This window comes from Rubrivivax albus (assembly GCF_004016515.1).
Classification (GTDB): Bacteria; Pseudomonadota; Gammaproteobacteria; order Burkholderiales; family Burkholderiaceae_C; genus Rubrivivax; species Rubrivivax albus.
In genome coordinates this window covers 100,065-118,244 of record NZ_SACT01000001.1, presented here as the reverse complement: position 1 = coordinate 118,244, position 18,180 = coordinate 100,065, and the positions used below count along the sequence as shown (strand labels likewise).

16 protein-coding genes are annotated in these 18,180 nt (G+C 68.7%); 3 read left to right on the top strand and 13 right to left on the bottom strand.

What is annotated here, in order from left to right:
* Positions 1 to 2: 2 nt before the first annotated feature.
* The 5 genes from ENE75_RS00510 to ENE75_RS00490 form a co-directional block, all read right to left on the bottom strand.
* Positions 3 to 2,159 (bottom strand): type IV pilus secretin PilQ, encoded by a 2,157-nt coding sequence (locus ENE75_RS00510; RefSeq protein ID WP_199232219.1) that lies wholly within the window; start codon positions 2,157 to 2,159, stop codon positions 3 to 5.
* 68 nt (positions 2,160 to 2,227) lie between these two features.
* Positions 2,228 to 2,773 carry a pilus assembly protein PilP gene (locus ENE75_RS00505; protein WP_375138456.1) on the bottom strand — a complete coding sequence of 182 codons (546 nt, stop codon included), beginning with the start codon at positions 2,771 to 2,773 and terminating at the stop codon, positions 2,228 to 2,230.
* A complete protein-coding gene (locus ENE75_RS00500) occupies positions 2,770 to 3,474 on the bottom strand; it encodes a type IV pilus inner membrane component PilO (RefSeq protein WP_128194536.1) in 705 nt (234 codons plus the stop codon). Before ENE75_RS00500 ends, ENE75_RS00505 begins: the two co-directional genes overlap by 4 nt.
* An 8-nt stretch (positions 3,475 to 3,482) precedes the next feature.
* Positions 3,483 to 4,124 (bottom strand): PilN domain-containing protein, encoded by a 642-nt coding sequence (locus ENE75_RS00495; RefSeq protein WP_128194534.1) that lies wholly within the window; start codon positions 4,122 to 4,124, stop codon positions 3,483 to 3,485.
* Positions 4,121 to 5,200 (bottom strand): pilus assembly protein PilM, encoded by a 1,080-nt coding sequence (locus ENE75_RS00490; protein WP_128194533.1) that lies wholly within the window; start codon positions 5,198 to 5,200, stop codon positions 4,121 to 4,123. Before ENE75_RS00490 ends, ENE75_RS00495 begins: the two co-directional genes overlap by 4 nt.
* 265 nt (positions 5,201 to 5,465) lie before the next feature.
* Here ENE75_RS00490 and ENE75_RS00485 point away from each other — a divergent pair, with 265 nt between their 5' ends.
* Entirely contained in the window at positions 5,466 to 7,805 is a 2,340-nt protein-coding gene (locus ENE75_RS00485; RefSeq protein ID WP_375138455.1) for a penicillin-binding protein 1A, read from the top strand.
* Positions 7,806 to 7,851: 46 nt separating this feature from the next.
* Here ENE75_RS00485 and ENE75_RS00480 read toward each other — a convergent pair whose 3' ends face one another.
* Positions 7,852 to 10,341, bottom strand: coding sequence for an ATP-binding protein (locus ENE75_RS00480; protein WP_128194528.1), 2,490 nt, complete (start codon positions 10,339 to 10,341; stop codon positions 7,852 to 7,854).
* A gap of 65 nt (positions 10,342 to 10,406) precedes the next feature.
* The gene (gene cyaY, locus ENE75_RS00475) at positions 10,407 to 10,757 is read right to left on the bottom strand and encodes an iron donor protein CyaY (protein ID WP_128194525.1); all 351 of its coding nucleotides are present in this window, start codon (positions 10,755 to 10,757) and stop codon (positions 10,407 to 10,409) included.
* A gap of 22 nt (positions 10,758 to 10,779) precedes the next feature.
* On the opposite strand from cyaY, the gene lptM reads away from it, so the two are divergent.
* On the top strand, positions 10,780 to 10,917 hold the full coding sequence (gene lptM / locus ENE75_RS25775) for an LPS translocon maturation chaperone LptM (RefSeq protein WP_375138454.1): 138 nt from the start codon (positions 10,780 to 10,782) through the stop codon (positions 10,915 to 10,917).
* On the top strand, positions 10,914 to 12,185 hold the full coding sequence (lysA, locus tag ENE75_RS00470) for a diaminopimelate decarboxylase (RefSeq protein WP_375138465.1): 1,272 nt from the start codon (positions 10,914 to 10,916) through the stop codon (positions 12,183 to 12,185). Before lptM ends, lysA begins: the two co-directional genes overlap by 4 nt.
* Before the next feature lie 42 nt (positions 12,186 to 12,227).
* On the opposite strand, the gene ENE75_RS00465 is transcribed toward lysA, so the two are convergent.
* From ENE75_RS00465 to ENE75_RS00440, 6 genes are all read right to left on the bottom strand, one after another.
* Positions 12,228 to 13,211 (bottom strand): ABC transporter ATP-binding protein, encoded by a 984-nt coding sequence (locus tag ENE75_RS00465; protein ID WP_128194521.1) that lies wholly within the window; start codon positions 13,209 to 13,211, stop codon positions 12,228 to 12,230.
* Complete coding sequence (locus ENE75_RS00460) at positions 13,208 to 14,170, bottom strand: ABC transporter ATP-binding protein (protein WP_128194519.1); 963 nt, start codon at positions 14,168 to 14,170, stop codon at positions 13,208 to 13,210. Before ENE75_RS00460 ends, ENE75_RS00465 begins: the two co-directional genes overlap by 4 nt.
* A 13-nt stretch (positions 14,171 to 14,183) precedes the next feature.
* Entirely contained in the window at positions 14,184 to 15,116 is a 933-nt protein-coding gene (locus ENE75_RS00455; RefSeq protein WP_128194517.1) for an ABC transporter permease, read from the bottom strand.
* Between the two features lie 8 nt (positions 15,117 to 15,124).
* Complete coding sequence (locus ENE75_RS00450; protein WP_128194515.1) at positions 15,125 to 16,108, bottom strand: ABC transporter permease; 984 nt, start codon at positions 16,106 to 16,108, stop codon at positions 15,125 to 15,127.
* A gap of 164 nt (positions 16,109 to 16,272) precedes the next feature.
* Positions 16,273 to 16,980, bottom strand: coding sequence for a DUF3047 domain-containing protein (locus ENE75_RS00445; RefSeq protein WP_128194513.1), 708 nt, complete (start codon positions 16,978 to 16,980; stop codon positions 16,273 to 16,275).
* A gap of 72 nt (positions 16,981 to 17,052) precedes the next feature.
* Positions 17,053 to 17,994, bottom strand: a complete 942-nt coding sequence (locus tag ENE75_RS00440) for a porin (RefSeq protein ID WP_128194511.1) — start codon at positions 17,992 to 17,994, stop codon at positions 17,053 to 17,055.
* Positions 17,995 to 18,180: the final 186 nt, after the last annotated feature.

Below are 18,180 nucleotides of genomic sequence, written 5' to 3'. Positions count from 1 at the left end.
CTTTAACGCACCGACGTCCGGTCGGAGACGATCTTCGGGGTGATGAAGATCAGCAGTTCGGTCCGCTGCGAACTGCGGGTGTTGTTCTTGAACAGGTTGCCCAGCACCGGGATGTCACCCAGCAGCGGCACCTTGTTCTCGGTGGTGCTGTCCTCCTGCTGGAAGATGCCGCCGATGACCACGGTGCCGCCGTTCTCCACCAGCACTTGGGTCTGCACCTGCTTGGTATTGATGGCCGGGCCAGCGGTGGTGAGGTCACCTCGGCTGTCCTTGTTGACCAGCAGGTCCATGATCACGTTGCCCTCGGGCGTGATCTGCGGTGTGACCTCCAGGCTCAGCGTGGCCTTCTTGAACGAGATCGACGTGGCGCCGCTGCTCGTGGCCTGCTGGTAGGGGATCTCCTCGCCCTGCTCGATGCGGGCCTTGGTCTGGTCGGCCGTCAGCAGCCGCGGGCTGGAAACGATCTTGCCCTTGCCGTCGGCCTCCAGCGCGGAGAGCTCCAGGTTCAGGAAGCGGTTGGCCGACGCGTTGAACAGCGACAGCGCAAAGGTGGCCGCGCTGGCGCCGCCCAGGCTGCTGGTGTTGGCCGGCAGGTTGACCATCTGCGTGTTCGTGAAGTCGATCGGCAGCGCCACCTGGCCGGTCTGCGCGCCCACGGCGGTGTAGTTGCCGCCCACGGTGATGCCGGCGCGCTGCGGGCGGGTCAGATCCACCGCGCCGAGCTTGACGCCCAGGGCACGGCCGAAGCTGTCGTCGGCCTCCACGATGCGCGCCTCGATCAGCACCTGGCGCACCGGGATGTCGATGCGGGCGATCAGGCTGGTGACCTCGTCGAGCTTGCTCGGGATGTCGGACACGAAGAGCTGGTTGGTGCGCTGCTCGAAGAGCACGCTGCCGCGCGGCGACAGGATGCGCGTGGCCTGCTGCTGGCCGCCACCGCCGCCGCCCTGGCTCTGGTTCTGCCCGGTCAGACCGCGGGCCACGTCCTCGGCCTTGGTGTAGTTGAGCTGGAAGGCCTGGGTGCGCAGCGGCTCCAGTTCCTCGATCTTCTTGCGTGCCTCGAGGTCGAGCTGTTCCTTGGCCGCGAGTTCGTCCTTCGGCGCGATCCACAGCACGTTGCCGTTCTTGCGCACGCCCAGACCCTTGCTCTGCAGGATGATGTCCAGGGCCTGATCCCAGGGCACATCCTTCAGACGCAGCGTGACGTTGCCGGTGACGGTGTCGCTGGTGACGACGTTGAAGTTGGTGAAGTCTGCGATGACCTGCAGCAGCGCGCGGACCTCGATGTTCTGGAAGTTCAGGCTCAGCTTCTCGCCCTGGAAGCCCGGGCCCTGGGTGAGCTTGTTCGGGTCGACCTTGACCGGGCGCACTTCCAGCACGAACTGGTTGTCGCTCTGGTAGGCGCTGTGTTCCCAGTCACCGGTGGGCTCGACCACCATGCGCACGTTGTCGCCGCTCTGGAAGGTGGAGACACTCTGCACCGGGGTGCCGAAGTCGGTGAGGTCCAGCCGGCGGCGCAGGGTGTCGGGCAGCTTCGCGCGGAGGAACTCGACGACCAGGCCCTTGCCCTGCTGTCGGATGTCCACGCCCACCTGGGTGCTGGGCAGCGTGACCAGCACCCGGCCGGCGCCGTCGCCACCGCGGCGGAAGTCGATGTCGCGCAGCGCCAGCGACTGCTGGTTTTGCGACGGGGCAAACTGCGTCGGTGCCGGCGCGGCGGCGGCGGGCGCGGCCTGCGTCGGGGCGGCTGCCGCCGGTTGCGCCTCGGCCACCTGCGTGCTGCTGCCGAGCACGAGGATCAGCGCATTGCCTTCCAGGCGTGCCACGTAGTTGGCCGCCTGACGCAGCATCAGTACGAGGCGCGTGCGCTCGCCGGCCTGGGCGACGTTCACCGACCGCAGGTTGCCCTGGTTGATCTCGACCGCACTGCGGCCGAGGTCGTTGCCCACCCCCGGCAGGTCCACCGCGATGCGCGGGGGCGTCTGCACCGAGAAGCCGGCCGGCACCGCGGCCAGCGGTTCCTTGAGCTCGATGCGCAGGACATCGGTACCGGCCTGCTGGCTGCTCGTGATCGACTGGATCGCGTTCTGGGCCCAGGCAGCCAATGGCAGGCTGCAACCGAACACCAGCGCGGCCAGCCCGGCCCGCCACTTCTGCATGATGCGCTTCTCCTCGGGAATGCTGGCCTGTCGCGTCGTCGCTGCGCCCACGGCGCCGTTGTAGGGTTTCATCGCGCAGACTCCTGCAGTTGCAGGCTCGCGCTGCGCTCGATCCACTCGCCGGCGGCGTCCTGCACGATCTCGCGCAGGGTCACGCCGGTCTCGTCGATGCGCGTCACGCGACCGTAGTTCTGGCCCAGGTAGTCCCCCACCTTGACCTGGTAGAGCAGGCTGGCCACGCGCAGCAGCGCGAAGGGCCGGCCGTCGCGGCTGACGCTGCCCACCATCGACATGCTGTCCAGCGGGTAGGACTCCAGCGGCTCCTTGCGGCGGTTCAGCTCGGACGCCAGCAGCGAGTTCGGCTGCCGCGCTTCCTGCTTGATGGCCACCGACAGCTTCTGCGTGCTGAACGGGTCGACGTCGGCGACGCCGGTGTACGACTCGGGCACGAAGGCCTTGGGTGCGGCCAGCGGCGTCACGTTGGGTTTGACCTCGCGCCGTTGCTGGTCCATCCAGCCGCGCAGTTCGTCCTCGTTGGCGCTGCAGCCGGCCAGCAAGACACCGGCCGCTGCGGTGGCCAGCACGGCCCTGGGCAGGTTGTGGCGTCGAATCACTTGCGGGCCCTCTTCTGGTTGGCCTTGGACGCGTCGGCCTTGGCCTTCTTCTGCGCGTCGATCTCGGCCTGGTCCAGGTAACGGTAGGTGCGCGCGGTGGCCTCCATCGTCAGCGTGGTGACATTGGGGTCACGGCCCGGGCGCGTGATGACCAGGTTGTGCAGGGTGACGATGCGCGAGAGGTTGGCGACATCGGCCACGAAGGCGCCGATGTCGTGGTAGCGGCCGCTGACGCGCACCGAGATCGGCAGCACCGCGTAGTGGTCCTTGACCTCGACGTTGCCGGGGCGGAACAGTTCGAACTGCAGGCCCCGGCCGAGACCGGCCTGGTTGATGTCGGAGAGCAGCGCGTCCATCTCGGCCTTGCCGGGCAGCTGCTTCTCGAGCTGGATCACGTACTCCTCGACCTGCAGCTTCTGCTTGCGCAGCTCGCCGAGGTTGACGGCCTGGCGCAGCTTGTCGCGGAACTCGCTGCGCAGTGGCTGTTCGCGGGCGATCTCGGCGTCGAGTTCCTCCTGCGCGCCGGAGACCACGAACCACCAGCCGGCCGCCACCACGGCCACGCCCGCCAGCACCCAGGCCGCGACCTTGGGCAGCAGCGGCCACTGGCCGGGCTCGTTCGTGTCCAGCCCGCGGAACTGCGACGCCGCACGGTCGAAGGTGCTGGCGATGTCGATGTTGAAGCTCGATGCTTTGGCCATCGTCGTCCTCACGAAGCCTTGGCCGCTGCGGGCCGTGCCCCCGGCGCCGGCTTGGCCGGTTCGGGCGCCTCCGGGCGCTTGATCGACAGCCGCAGCGTGAAGTCGAACAGACGCCGCTGGTCGGGGTCGCGCTCGCGAGCGTTGCGTTCGCGCCCGGTCAGGCCGGCCGCCTTGATCTCCACGAGCTCGGGCTTCTCGAGCCAGGGCGAGCTGTACAAGGTGTTGCGCAGGAACTCGGAGACCCGCTCGTTGGTCTGGGCGGTGCCGACGATGGTGACCTGGTTGCCGTTCTGCCGGATCGACGACAGGTAGATGCCTTCGGGAGCCTGCTTGACCAGTTCGTCGAGCAGGTGCACCGGCGTGTTGCGGTCGGTCTGCAGGTCTTCCACCGCCGCCTGGCGGTCCTTCAGGGCCTGGATCTCGGCACGCAGGGTGGCGATGTCCTTGATCTGGGTGTCGAGCTTGCGGATCTCGGCCTTGAGCAGGTCGTTGCGCTGCTGCTGCGCGGCCTTCATCTGCTGCAGCACCGAGGTCCAGGCGCCGACCACCACCACGCCCGCCACCGCGGCCACACCCAGGGCGACGAAGAAGTTCTGCTTGCGCTGCCGGCGCCTGGCCTCGCGGTGCGGCAGCAGGTTGATCAGGATCACTGCACGAACCTCCGCATCGCCAGCCCGCAGGCCGTCAGGTACGAGGGCGCCTCGCGCCGCACGCGGCTTTCGCGCACGGCGGAGCCGAGCTGCATGCCCTCGAACGGGTTGACCACCATCGACGCGAAGCCGGTGAGGTCGGTCACACGGTCCTTCAGACCGGGCAGGGTGGCGGTGCCGCCGGCCAGCATCACGTAGTGCACCTTGTGGTGCGGCGTGCTGGTGAAGAAGTACTGCAGCGCACGGCCGATCTCCTGCGACAGGCTGTCGACGAAGGGCGACAGGATCGCGCTGTCGTAGTCCTCGGGCAGATCGCCGGCGAGCTTCTTCTGCTCGGCTTCCTCGAACGAGAAGCCGTACTGCCGCGAGATCAGCTGCGTGAGCTGCGAGCCACCGAAGGCCTGGTCGCGGTCGTAGAGCATCTCCTCGTCGCGCAGCACCTTGAGGCTGGTGGTGTCGGCGCCGATCTCGAACAGCGCGACCAGGGCATCGCGGCCCTCGTTGGGCAAGGCGGAGACGATGCGGCTCATCGCTAGGCGCGAGGCGTGGCTCTCGATGTCCAGCACCACCGGCTTCAGGCCAGCGGCCTCGGCCAGGCCCTGGCGGTCCTGCACGCGGTCCTTGCGGCTGGCCGCGATCAGCACCTCCACGTCGCCGGCCGAGCTGGGGCTGGGGCCGATGACGCAGAAGTCCAGGCTCACCTCGTCCAGCGAGAACGGGATGTACTGGTTCGCCTCGGACTCGACCTGCAGTTCCATCTCTTCTTCGCGCAGGCCGGCCGGCAGCATGATCTTCTTGGTGATGACGGCCGACTGCGGCATCGCCATCACCACCTGCTTGGTCTTGGTGCCGCTCTTGGCCACCACCTTGCGCACGGCGTCGGCCACCTCGTCGAACTTCTCGATCTGGCCGTCGGTGATCCAGCCCTTCTCGAACGGCTCGGAGCCGAAACGCTCGAGCACGAATTCACCGCTCGACGACTGGCCGAGCTCGACGAGCTTGACGCTCGAGGAACTGATGTCCAGGCCGATCACCGGCGGGTGTTTGCGGCCCAGCAGCACGTCCAGAAAGCTCACGGTGTTCCACTCCCCGGCAGGGACAATGCCCCCCGGATTGTTAAGAAGTTACTTCAATGCTAGCAGTAAAGCCCTTGTGCACCAAAGAAAAACGGGCAGCGGAAGTGTCGCGCTCGTTGCGCTCGCCCGACGCTGGAAACCGGAGTTGAAACAACCCGCAATTCCGGCGATTGCCACCCCCGGCCAGCCGTGCGACATGTCACGCTTGGCCGGTCCGGCGGTTACAAGAGGCCGGTTCCTATAATTCCCGACCGCCCCAGCCACGATGACTGAAACAAGGACCGACCCTCCCGCAGCGCCGCGCAACTGGCTGTTGCGCATGCTCGCCTGGGCCGCCGGGCTCGGCGTGGCCGGCGTTATCTCGGGGGCCATGGTGATCGCCCTGGCCCTGGCCGTGGCCTACCGCAACCTGCCGGAAGTCGGCAACCTGGCCGACTACCGCCCCAAGCTGCCGTTGCGCGTGTTCTCGTCCGACGGCGTGCTGCTGGGCGAATTCGGCGAGGAGCGCCGTACCTTCACGCCGATCGAGCAGATCCCGCCGGTGATGAAGCAGGCCGTGCTGGCCGCCGAGGACGCACGCTTCTACGACCATGACGGCGTCGACTACAAGGGCATGGTCCGGGCCGCCATCGAGAACCTGCGCGATGCGCGCAGCCAGGGCGCGTCGACGATCACGATGCAGGTGGCGCGCAACTTCTACCTGTCCACCGAGAAGACCTTCACCCGCAAGCTCTACGAGGTGCTGCTGACCTGGAAGATCGAGCGCCTGCTGACGAAGGACCGCATCCTCGAGCTGTACCTGAACCAGATCTTCCTCGGCCACCGGGCCCACGGTTTTGCCGCGGCCGCGGAAACCTACTATGGCAAGACGCTGGATCAGCTGACGGTGGCCGAGGCGGCCATGCTGGCCGGCATCCCGAAGGCGCCGTCGGCCTTCAACCCGATCTCCAACCCGCGCCGCGCGCAGGTGCGCCAGCACTACGTGCTCGCGCGCATGCTGGACAACGGCTTCATCACGAAGGCCCAGCACGACGAGGCACGCACGCAGGCGCTGCGTCTGCGCCCACCCCGTGCCAGCACCGTGCACGCCGAGTTCGTGGCCGAGACGGCGCGCCAGCTGGTATTTGCGCAGTATGGCGAAGAGACCTACACGCGCGGGCTGGACGTCACCCTGTCCATCGACGCGAAGCTGCAGGAGGCGGCCTACCGCGCGCTGCGAGCAGGCATCCTGAACTTCGAGCAGCGCCAGTTTTACCGCGGCCCGGAAGCCTTCGTCGACCTGCCGGCCGACCCGGCAGCGTTGGATGCCCGCATCGCCGAGGCCCTGGCGGAACACCCCGACCAGGACGAGTTGCGCGCCGCGGTGGTGACCGAGGTCTCGCGCAACAAGCTCGTGGCCGTGCTGCAGTCCGGTGAGGCGATCACCGTCACCGGCGCAGGCCTGCGCCCGGTGGCGTCGGGTCTGCGCGACAACGCGCCACCGAACATCCGCATCCGCCGCGGTGCCGTGGTGCGCCTGGTTCAGGGCGAGAAGGACGCCTGGCGGGTGTCGCAGCAACCCGAGGTGGAAGGCGCCCTGGTGGCGACCGATCCGCGCACCGGGGCGATACGCGCGCTGGTCGGCGGTTTCGACTACGGCAAGAACAAATTCAATCACGTCACCCAGGCGCAGCGGCAGCCGGGCTCGAGCTTCAAGCCATTCGTCTATTCCGCCGCGCTGGAGAAGGGCTTCACCCCGGCCACCGTGGTCGCCGATGCCCCGCTGTTCTTCGACGCCGCCGAAACGGGCAGCCAGCCCTGGGAACCCAAGAACTACGACGGCGAGTTCGCCGGCCCGCTGCCACTGCACCAAGCTCTGGCCAAGTCGAAGAACATGGTGTCGATCCGAGTGCTGCAGTCCATCGGGCCAGAGTACGCCCAGGACTGGGCCACGCGCTTCGGCTTCCCGCGCGAGAAGCACCCTGCCTTCCTGACCATGGCCCTGGGCGCCGGCACGGTGACGCCGCTGGAAATGGCCACCGCCTACGGCGTCTTCGCCACTGGCGGGTACCGCATGCCGCCATCGCTGATTGCCAAGGTGACCGATGCCGACGGCGACGTGCTGCGCGAGGCACCGCTGGTCCCGCTGGACGAAAGCCGCCGCGTGCTCGAGGCGCGCAACGCTTTCGTGATGGGTTCGCTGCTGCAGGAGATCACCCGGTCCGGCACGGCTGCCAACGCGCAGCTTCAGCTGCGGCGGCCCGACCTCTACGGCAAGACCGGCACCACCAACGACTCCATGGACGCCTGGTTCGCCGGCTACCACCCCTCGCTGGTGGCGGTGGTGTGGATCGGCTACGACACACCCAAAAAGCTGGGGGCGCGGGAGACCGGAGGCGGGTTGGCCCTGCCGGTGTGGATCGACCTCATGCGCGTGGCGCTGAAGGACGTGCCGGTGGCCACGCCGGTACCACCACCGGGCGTGGTGCAGCAGGAGGACGGCCTGTGGGTCTACGAGGAGTTCGCCAACGGTGGTGGCGTGCGCAGCGTGGGCTTGGATCAGGTGGTACCCGAGGCCACGACGCCCGACGAGCGCAGCAGCATTCTCGATCTGTTCCGGCGCTGAACGACACGGCGCAAGCGCCGCGCAAGACACCTGTCGCCGAACCGATTCAGGTCAGCCCATCGAGCAGTGCCAGCAGGCGCGCGATGTCCAGCGGCTTGGTCAGGTAGTCGGCAAGGCCGGCGTCACGTCCGCGCGCCAAGTCGGCGGCCATGGCGCTGGCACTCACGGCCACGACCGGGATGTCGCGGGTGCCCGGGTCGGCACGCAGTCGACGCAGCACCTCCCAGCCGTCCATTTCCGGCAGGTGCAGGTCCAGCAGGATCAGATTCGGACGCAGCGACGCGGCCAGCGACAGGCCATCGCCCGGCAAGCCGGCGCTGTGCAACTGCCAGCGCGGCCGCATGGCCACGATACCTTCGACGAGCAGGCGGTTGGCCGGGTTGTCCTCGATCTGAAGCACGGTCCGATCGGCGACCTCTGGCACGGGCGCGGCGCCTGACGGGACCGGCAGCGCTATCGCGGTGTCGGTCGAGTTGGCGCGCTGCGTGCCCTCGGTGGCCCGGGGCAATTCGACCCAGAAGCAACTGCCTTGCCCGGGTTGGCTGCGCACACCGATCCGGCCCTGCATCAGGGTCACGAGGTGGCGCGACAGGGCCAGACCGATGCCCGTGCCCTCGATGCCGGCGCGGGCCGCATCCAGACGCTCGAAGGGTCGAAAGAGCCGTTCGCACTGCGCTGCGTCCAGGCCGGCCCCGTCGTCCTCGACCTCGATCCGCCACGACGGGCCGGCCTCGGCCAGCCGCAGGCGGATGCCACCCCGTTCACGGTTGTACTTGACAGCGTTGCCGAGCAGGTTCAGCAGCACCTGGCGCAGGCGCGTGCGATCCGCGTGCACGGCAGCGCCATGCCATTCGCCCAGCACCTGAACGGTGAGTTGGCGCACCTGTGCTTGCGGCAGGATCAGCCGCACGGTCTCGTCCACCAGCGGCGCGAGCTCGACGTCCTCGTGGCTGATCGCCATCTGCCCGCCCTCGATGCGCGAGAGGTCCAGCACCTCGTCGATCAGCCGCAGCAGGTGGCGGCCGGCCGCCACGATCTCGTCGGCGTGGCCCCGGGTTGCGGCGTCGGCGTGCGGGCTGATCTGGAGCAGCTGCCCGAAGCCGAGGATGGCGTTCATCGGCGTGCGCAGTTCATGGCTCATGCGCGAGAGGAACTCACTCTTCGCATGGTTGGCCGCCTCGGCCTCGTCGCGCGCTGCACGCAGCGCCGCCGTGCGCTCCTCCACCCGCGCCTCCAGTTCGTCGGTCAGCTGCTGCAAGGCCCGCTCCGCCTTCACGCGCTTGCTGATGTCGCGCACGATCACCTGGGTGCTGAAGCCGTCCTCGCCAGGGTAGAGCGCTGCGGTGACTTCGACGTCGACAACACTGCCGTCCAGCCGCAGGTAGCGCTCGACGACCGGCGGTGCGCTGCGCTGATCGTTCAGCATGGCTTGCTGCCGCTCGCGCACCAGGTCGTGCCCGTCCGGGTGGATGCGCGACAGCGTCGGCATGCCCAGCAGCTGGCTCGCGTCTTTGGCGCCAAACAGTCGCAGGGCGGCCGGGTTGAGGTAGGTGAAGCGACCGTCACGCGTCAGGTAGATCGCGTCGGGCGCGGACTCGAGCAGCAGGCGGTGGCGACGCTCGCTGAGCTCCAGCGCGCCCTGCCGGCGCGAGGCCTGCCACAACAAGGCCGCCACCACGCCTGACGCCAGCAGCGCCAGGGTGGTCAGCGCCTGCAGCACGGTGCGCTGCCGGTCCTGCCGCACCAGCAGCGGCGCGAGCGCCGCCGACTCGGACAAGCCCACCGCCGAGATCAGGCCGGTGCCGGGCTCGCGCCACCAGCCGTACACGCGCTCGACACCGTCCACCTCGCCGGCGACATGGAACACCCCGCGCTCGAGGCCCGGCTGCGCCAGGAAAGGTCGGTCCCCCGGCAGTTGGCGGCCAGCCGCCAGCTTCTGTTCGCGGCTGCGTGCAATCAGGCGTCCGCTGGGGTGCACCAACGCCACTACATCCTGGTCGGAGAGGGCCAGGGCCGCCAGACGCGAGGCCAGGAAGTCGGCGTTGACCGAGATGTTCATCGTGCCGGCAAAGCGCACCTGGTCGAGGATCGGCCGGTTCACGATCACGGTCCAGCGTTGCTCGGCCAGGCGCGAACGCACCGCCTCGCCGACATGCAGGCGGTCCGCGCCGTCGAGGTGCACCCGGAAGTGGGCACGGTCGGCCACGCTCACGCTCTCGGTGCTGCCCAGGCTGTTGTAGACCGACATCCCCTGGGCGTCGATCACCGTGACATGGCTGACCGACCCCATGGGCAGCGTGGCGACGACCTCGCGCGCGATGCGGTCGAAGGCGGCCGGATCCCCGTGCCAGGCCCGGCGCAGCTCCTGCAACGCCACGTCCACCGCTGCCAGCAGCATGGCGATCTGGCCGTTCATGGCATCGGCCAACTGGACTGCCCGTTGCTCGGTGCGGTCCACCATCTGCGCCCGCGAGTCGGCGTGAGCGACCATGGTCTGCCACCAGCCGAGGGCGACACCGCCCAGGGTCAGCAGCACGACGGCAACGGCCAGCGCTGCCGACCTTCGACTCGGGCGGTCCGCGCGTTGGCCCGGCACGATGCCTAGGACTCGTCGGGTGGCAGGAAGCGGAGCGCCCGACCGCCCTGGGCGCTGGCCGCGTCGGACAGACGGGCGAAGAACTCGACGCCGTCCTTGGTGTCGACCCAGCGCCCGGCCTCGTGCCGGAAGTGATAGCCCCCACCCCGCGTGGCCAGCCAGAGTTCCTGCAGCGGCGGTTGGGTGTTGACGATGATCTTGCTGCCGCCCGGGAAGGCCAGTTCCAGCAGGCCACCGGTGCGCTGCGGGTCGATGTCGATCACGTCGTCCTGCAGCCAGCGGTCCACGGTGGCCTCGATGGACGCGAGGATGGCATTCGTGAGCCGCTGGTACTCGGTGTCGCTGAGGGTGGACATGGGGTCTCGATAGAATCCGGCGATGCGTCGAGCGTCGAGTTTAGTGGCCTGCCTGTTGACCCTGGGCCTGTTGCAGGGTCTGTCCGGATGTGGCCAGAAGGGGCCGCTGACGCTGCCCCCAGCGGCCACGGCCGCATCCGCCGCCGGAGCGGCTCGCTGATGCTGCCTGGCACCCCGCACCTGGCGCGCAGCAGCGCCGGCACGCTGACGCTGGACGGCCTGCCGCTGGCCGATCTGGCGCGCCGATTCGGCACGCCGCTGTACGTGTATTCGCAGGCGGCGATGCTGGATGCCCTGGCCGCCTACCAGCGCGCGCTGGCCGGCCGGCCACACCAGATCTGCTACGCGATGAAGGCGAACTCGAACCTCGCCGTGCTGCAGACCATCGCGCGTGCCGGCTGCGGCTTCGACATCGTCTCCGGGGGCGAACTGGCGCGCGTGCTGGCTGCTGGCGGAGACCCATCGCGCGTGGTCTTTTCGGGCGTCGGCAAGACGGCTGCCGAGATGGCGCAGGCGCTGCGCGCCGGCGTGCGCTGCTTCAACGTTGAGAGCGTGTCAGAACTCGATCGCCTGTCCGCCGTGGCAGCGGCCGAGGGCGCCATCGCGCCGGTGAGCCTGCGTGTGAATCCTGACGTGGACGCCGGCACGCACCCCTACATCTCCACCGGCCTGCGCGAGAACAAGTTCGGCATCGCGCACGACCAGGCCTTGGCGGCCTACCGCCACGCCGCGTCGCTGCCCGGGCTGCAGGTCGTGGGCATCGATTGCCACATCGGCTCGCAGATCACGCAGGTGGAGCCCTACCTCGATGCGCTGGACCGTCTGCTCGACCTCGTGGAGGCGGTGGAGCGCGACGGCATCGCCATCCACCACGTGGACGTGGGCGGCGGCCTGGGCATCCGCTACGTGGACGAATCACCGCCGGCCGCCGACCACCTGGTGGGCCTGCTGCTGCAGCGCCTGGACGCCCGCGGCCATGGCCATCGCGAGGTGATGATGGAGCCGGGGCGTTCGCTGGTAGGCAACGCCGGCGTGCTGCTGACGGAAGTGCAGTACCTCAAGCCTGGCGATGCCAAGAGTTTCTGCATCGTCGACGCGGCGATGAACGACCTGATGCGCCCGGCCATGTACGAGGCCTGGATGGCCATCGAGCCCTGCGTGTCGCGCAGCACGCCGCCGCAGCGCTGGGACGTCGTCGGACCGGTCTGCGAATCGGGCGACTGGCTGGGGCGTGACCGCAGTTTCGCCGTCGAGCCGGGCGACGTGCTGGCCGTGCTTTCCGCTGGCGCCTACGGCATGGCCATGGCCAGCAACTACAACACGCGGCCGCGGGCGGCCGAGGTGATGATCGTCGACGGCGCACCGGTGCTGGTGCGCGAGCGCGAGCAGGCGCAGGCCTTGTTCAGCGGCGAGAAGCTGCTGGCCTGACGCAACGCGCGCGAGCCAGTCGCGGGCCGGCGGCGGCGCGCATCAGATCCGCCCTTCCTCCACCGCGTGGCAGGCCACGCGGATGCCCGTGAAGTCCTTCAATGCCGGGCGCTCGCTGCTGCAGCGCGCGTTGGCGTGCGGGCAGCGCGGGTGGAAGGCGCAGCCGCTGGGCGGGTTCAGCGGGTTGGGCACCTCGCCCTGCACCGGCGTGCGTGCGCGGCCGGTCATGTGGATGTCGGGAATGGCATCCAGCAGCATGCGCGTGTACGGGTGGCGCGGGTTGCCGAACAGGTCGTGCTTGTCGGCCAGTTCCACCAGGCGGCCGAGGTACATCACGCCCACCTGGTCCGACACGTGGCGCACCACCGCCAGGTTGTGCGAGATGAACAGGTAGGTCAGGCCCTGCTGGCGCTGCAGGTCCTTCATGATGTTGAGCACCTGGGCCTGCACCGACACGTCCAGCGCCGAGGTGGGTTCGTCGCAGACCAGGAACTCCGGTTGCGTGGCCAGGGCACGCGCGATGCTGATGCGCTGGCGCTGGCCGCCGGAGAACTGGTGCGGGAACTTCTCGACGTCGGCCGCCGCCAGGCCCACCGACTGCAGCAGTTCCTGAGCGCGCGCCTTCAGCGCGTCGGCGCCCTGCACCAGGCCGTGGGTGAGCAGCGGCTCGGCCACGATGTCCAGCACCTTCCAGCGCGGGTTGAGGCTGGCGTACGGATCCTGGAAGATCATCTGCATGCGCCGGTGCAGCGCACGCTTGTCGGGGTGGGTGGCGGTGTCCACGCCGTCGAAGAACACGCGGCCGCGCGTGGGCGCGTACAGGCTCACCAGCAGGCGGGCCACCGTGCTCTTGCCGCAGCCGGATTCGCCCACCAGCGCCAGCGTCGTGCCCTTCTCGATGGCGAAGCTCACACCGTCGACCGCGTGCACGAACTGCCGCGGCTTGCGCTCGACGACGCGGTTGAGCCAGGGGGCGGAGACATCGAAGACCTTGGCCAGGTCTTCCACTTGGACTAGCGTACTCATGTCGGCTTCACCCGCCAGCAGGCCGCGCGCGTGGCGCCGGCGTCCATCAGGTCGGGTCGGTCGCGGCGGCAGCGGTCGTCGGCCTGCGGGCAGCGCGGGTTGAAGGCGCAGCCGCTGGGTATCGAATTCAGGCGCGGCATGGAACCGTCGATCTGCAGCAGGCGCTCTCGGTCCTCGTCCATCGCCGGGATCGAGCCCATCAGGCCCTGGGTGTAGGGGTGGGCCGGATGGTGGATGACCTCGTGCACCGGGCCGATCTCGGCCACGCGGCCGGCGTACAGCACGGCCACGCGGTCGCAGGTCTCGGCGATCACACCCATGTCGTGCGTGACCAGCATCACCGCCGCGCCGTGGTCCTTGCACAGGCGCTTGAGCAGCGAAATGATCTGCGCCTGGATCGACACGTCCAGCGCCGTGGTCGGCTCGTCGGCGACGATGAGCTTGGGCTCGGCCGCCAGCGCCAGCGCGATCACCACCCGCTGGCGCATGCCGCCGCTGAACTGGTGCGGGTACTGGTCGATGCGCTGCTCGGCCGCCGGGATGCCCGTCTCCTGCAACAGCTTGATGGCCCGCTGGCGGGCTTCGCTTTCGCTCACGGGCAGGTGGTTGCGGATGGTCTCCGTCAGCTGCCGGCCGACGGTGTAGAGCGGGTTCAGCGAGGTCAGCGGGTCCTGGAAGATGGCGCCGATGCGGCGGCCGCGGATGGCGCGCATCTTCTCGCGCGGCAGGTTGTCGATGCGCTGGCCCTCGAAGCGGATCTCGCCGCCGGACACGCGCCCGGGTGGCTCCAGCAGGCCGATGATGGCGGCGCCGGTGAGCGACTTGCCCGCGCCGGATTCACCGACGACGCCGAGGATCTCCCCCGGCTCGATCGAGAAACTCACCTCGTCCAGCGCCAGCAGCGTGCCGCGGCGCGTGGGGAACTCCACCTTCAGGCGGTCGACTTCGAGCAGTGCCATGGTGTCTTGTGGTTCAGCGCAGGCGCGGGTTCAGCGCGTCGCGCAGCCAGTCGCCAAGCAGGTTCACGCTCAGCGCGATGAGCACCAGCATCACGCCGGGGAACACGGTGATCCACCACTCACCGGAAAAAAGGAAGTCGTTGCCGATGCGGATCAGCGTGCCCAGCGACGGCGAGGTGGGTGGCACGCCGACGCCCAGGAAGCTCAGCGTGGCCTCGGCCAGGATGGCCTGGCCGATGTCGATGGTGGTCAGCACCAGCACCGGGCCCATCACGTTGGGCAGCACGTGGCGCCACATGATGGTGGCGTTGCCGACGCCGATCACGCGTGCGGCCTGCACGTACTCCTTGTTGCGCTCCACCAGCGTGGAGCCGCGCACCGTGCGCGCGAACTTCACCCAGCCCGACAGCGCGATGGCGATGATCAGCACCGCGAAGGCCAGCGTGTCGTGGGCATCGGGGAACATCGCGCGGCCCACGCCGTCGATCAGCAGCGCCACCAGCAGCGCCGGGAACGACAGCATCACGTCGCACACGCGCATGATGAAGGCGTCGATGCGGCCGCCGACGAAGCCCGACAGCAGGCCCAGCCCCACGCCCAGCACCACCGAGGCCGCCACCGCCGCCAGACCGACGAACAGCGAGATGCGTGCGCCGTACATGATGGTCGACAGGATGTCGCGGCCCTGGTCGTCGGTGCCAAGCAGGAAGTCGGCACTGCCGCCCTCCATCCACGACGGCGGCAGACGGGCATTCATCAGGTCGATGGACGCCAGGTCGTACGGGTTGTGCGGCGCGATCCAGGGCGCGCCGAGCGCGGCGATCATGCACAGCAGCGCCACGACGGCAGCGCCCATCGCCACCGGCGACTGCCGGAAGCTGTACCAGACGTCGCCGTCGAAGAACCGTGCAAGCGCGCCGGGGGCGGGCGCAGAAGCTTCAGCCATGGGAAATGTCAATGTCCGGTGGTCGGGCGCTCGATGCGCAGGCGCGGGTCGACCGCAAAGTAGAGCAGGTCCACCGCGAGGTTGATGACCACGAAGATCAGCGCGATCAGGCACAGGTAGGCCGCCATGACCGGGATGTCGGCGAACTGCACCGCCTGGATGAACAGCAGCCCCATGCCGGGCCACTGGAACACCGTCTCGGTGACGATGGCAAAGGCGATCAGGCCGCCGAGCTGCAGGCCGGTGATGGTGATCACCGGCACCAGCGTGTTCTTCAGCGCATGGCCGAAGTGCACGATGCGGTCCGGCAGGCCGCGGGCACGCGCGAACTTGATGTAGTCGGTGCGCAGCACCTCCAGCATCTCCGCCCGCACCAGGCGCAGGATCAGCGCCAGCTGGAAGATCGACAGCGTCAGCGACGGCAGCAGCAGGTGCTTGAGCCCATCCACCGTGAGCAGGCCGGTGGTCCAGGTGCCCAGGGCCACCGTCTCGCCACGGCCGAAGCTGGGCAGCCAGCCCAGCAACACCGCAAAGATCAGGATCAGCAGGATGCCGATCAGGAAGGTGGGCAGCGACACGCCCAGCAGCGAGGCCGTCATCACCAGCTGCGAGCCGAAGCTGCCGCGCCGAAGCGCCGAATACACACCCAGTGGCACGCCGACGATCAGCGCGATGACGGCTGCGCTCACCGCCAGTTCGATGGTGGCCGGGAAACGCTCGACGATCAGCGCCGAGACCTGCCGCCCCTGGCGCAGGCTGAGGCCGAACTCGCCCTGCACCGCATTGCCGACGAAGCGCGCGAACTGCACCGGGAAGGGCTGGTCCAGACCGAGGTCGGCGCGCAGCGCATCACGCTGTTCGGCGGTGGCGTCCTGGCCCAGCATGCTGGCGACCGGGTCGCCCACGTACTGGAACAGCATGAAGGCGATGAAGGCAACCGTGAGCATCACGATCACGGCTTGCAGCAGGCGGCGGAGGATGAAGGCGAGCATCGGAACGGTTCAACAGCGGGATCCCACCGCCACCCCTCGGTGCGGATCCGCGGCGTCGCGCACCAGCAAGGTGCCGGTGGCGACCGGACGCGCGATGATGCGCAATTCGCGTGCCGCGCGCAAAAGGGAAAGCCCCGAGCCGTGGCGGCTACAGGGGCATCGATTCAGTCGGACAGCGCGCGGATCTCGACCGGGCCGTACCAGGCCTGCGCCTGTTGCTGGGTGTTGTCGGCATCCGTCAGCACGGCCACCGACAGCAGCCGTCCCGGGGCCTCGCCGAAGGCCTGGCGGAAGTCCTCCGCCAGGTTGCGCCGGTGGTCGCGCCACTGGCCCGCATGCGCCGGGCCGGCATCGAGCACGATCTTCCGGATCCGGTCGGTGCGGGTGTGGACGATGGTGCGGCCCAGGTGCTCGGGGCGGTTGCCGAACACGTACATCAGGGTCGCGTAGGGCGGGCGCTCACCACTGATGGACTCCGCCAGATCGAACATCAGGCGATTGCGCGACGACAGGCGGGCATGGTCACCGTCGAACGCGAACAGGACGCGCGCCGGTGAATCACCCAGGCCCGCCTCGGCCAGATTGGCTCCGGACAAGGGAGCCGCGACCCACCAGGAGAAACGCACCTCGCCCAGCTGATCGGCTGCCAGCGGCCAGTGGCGGCGCATCAGGCTGGCGGAACGGTCCGCCTCGGCCAGCAGTGCCGGCCGCCCGGCCTTGACCACCTGGGCGTAATGCGTGGCCCGCTTGCCAGGCAACGACACCGGGTGCCAACCGTCGGCAGCCCGGGGCACTGGTGACGGCGTCGTGCACGCCACCAGGAAAGGCAGGACGGCCCAGGAGGGCCAGCGACGAAACAACTTGGGGCACATGGTTCTGCAGGCGAAAAAAAGCCGCCCCGAAGGGCGGCTTGCATTCTGGCACCCGCCTTGCGGCGGACGGCATCAGAAGTTGTGCTTGATGCCGACGTCGTAGCCCGACTTGCTCTGGGCGGCTTCGCTGTCGTTGGCGAAGTCGACGTACAGCGTCGTGCGCTTGGACATGCTGTAGTGGTAGCCCAGGGCGATGCGCTTCGACACGGTGGTGTCGTTGGCCTTCAGGTTGCCGTAGGACGCGCGGAACTCGCCGGCACCCATCGGGGCGGTGGCGGTGAACATCATGCCCTTGTGATCGGCGCCGTTCAGGGCCGTGCCCTTGCCGTAGTAGAAGCCAGGCTTCACGAAGCCCAGGTTGTAGCTGACGGCAGCCGACCACATCTTCTCGTTGCCCGCGCCTTCACGGCCGGTCTTCTCGTAGCCGAACGACGCGCGCAGGGGGCCCGCGGCGTAGCCGACGTTGAAGTTCAGCGGCTTGCTGGCGAAGGTGTTGATGGTGTCGGTCGCTTCGGCGGTCTGGATGCCGAACGAGAAACCACCGGCGGCCACGTTGTACGTGATCGAGCTGTCGTTGCGGACCTTGGCGATGCCGCCCAGGCCGGTGATGCCGGCTTGGTTGGCGATCGTGTCCCAGCCCCACGGGTCAGCCCACAGCTGGGTGCCCAGGAAGGCGGTGGTGTACTCGCGGCCGAACACGACCTGACCGAAACCGCCCTTCAGGCCAACCAGCGAGCGGCCGTTCCACATGCGGGTGCCACCGGTGCTGTCAGCGCCGGTGTCGGCGTTGAAGCGGTGCTCGATGTTGAACAGGGCCGACAGGCCGCCGCCCAGGTCTTCCGACCCGCGCAGGCCCAGACGGCTGCCCGAGCCGTTGGAGATGTTCTTGGCGTCGTTGCCGATGCCCTTGTTGATCGACAGGTCGACGCGACCGTACAGGGTGACCGACGACTGGGCCGACGCCACACCGGCGAACGCGGTCAGCGCGGCCAGGGCGAGCAGAGATTTTTTCATTGCAATGATCTCCTAGGTTGAACAAGAGGCCCCGATCGACGAGGAACCCCTTCGAGGGGCTGATCGAGCCAACCTCCTCAGCGGAAGTTGAGCGTATTGCACCAGACGGCCGCGGCGGATGCCAAGCTTTGGCCCGCAAAACCGGTCCGGCTGTTGTCTGGCAACAACGTGAAACCAATCGGATTA

Excerpts from the sequence above, each read along its gene's own strand:
- ENE75_RS00510 (WP_199232219.1), bottom strand. The coding sequence starts at position 2,159 with ATGCAGAAGTGGCGGGCCGGGCTGGCCGCGCTGGTGTTCGGTTGCAGC.
- ENE75_RS00500 (WP_128194536.1), bottom strand. The coding sequence starts at position 3,474 with ATGGCCAAAGCATCGAGCTTCAACATCGACATCGCCAGCACCTTCGAC.
- ENE75_RS00485 (WP_375138455.1), top strand. The coding sequence starts at position 5,466 with ATGACTGAAACAAGGACCGACCCTCCCGCAGCGCCGCGCAACTGGCTG.
- cyaY (WP_128194525.1), bottom strand. The coding sequence starts at position 10,757 with ATGTCCACCCTCAGCGACACCGAGTACCAGCGGCTCACGAATGCCATC.
- lptM (WP_375138454.1), top strand. The coding sequence starts at position 10,780 with ATGCGTCGAGCGTCGAGTTTAGTGGCCTGCCTGTTGACCCTGGGCCTG.
- ENE75_RS00465 (WP_128194521.1), bottom strand. The coding sequence starts at position 13,211 with ATGAGTACGCTAGTCCAAGTGGAAGACCTGGCCAAGGTCTTCGATGTC.
- ENE75_RS00460 (WP_128194519.1), bottom strand. The coding sequence starts at position 14,170 with ATGGCACTGCTCGAAGTCGACCGCCTGAAGGTGGAGTTCCCCACGCGC.
- ENE75_RS00455 (WP_128194517.1), bottom strand. The coding sequence starts at position 15,116 with ATGGCTGAAGCTTCTGCGCCCGCCCCCGGCGCGCTTGCACGGTTCTTC.
- ENE75_RS00450 (WP_128194515.1), bottom strand. The coding sequence starts at position 16,108 with ATGCTCGCCTTCATCCTCCGCCGCCTGCTGCAAGCCGTGATCGTGATG.
- ENE75_RS00445 (WP_128194513.1), bottom strand. The coding sequence starts at position 16,980 with ATGTGCCCCAAGTTGTTTCGTCGCTGGCCCTCCTGGGCCGTCCTGCCT.
- ENE75_RS00440 (WP_128194511.1), bottom strand. The coding sequence starts at position 17,994 with ATGAAAAAATCTCTGCTCGCCCTGGCCGCGCTGACCGCGTTCGCCGGT.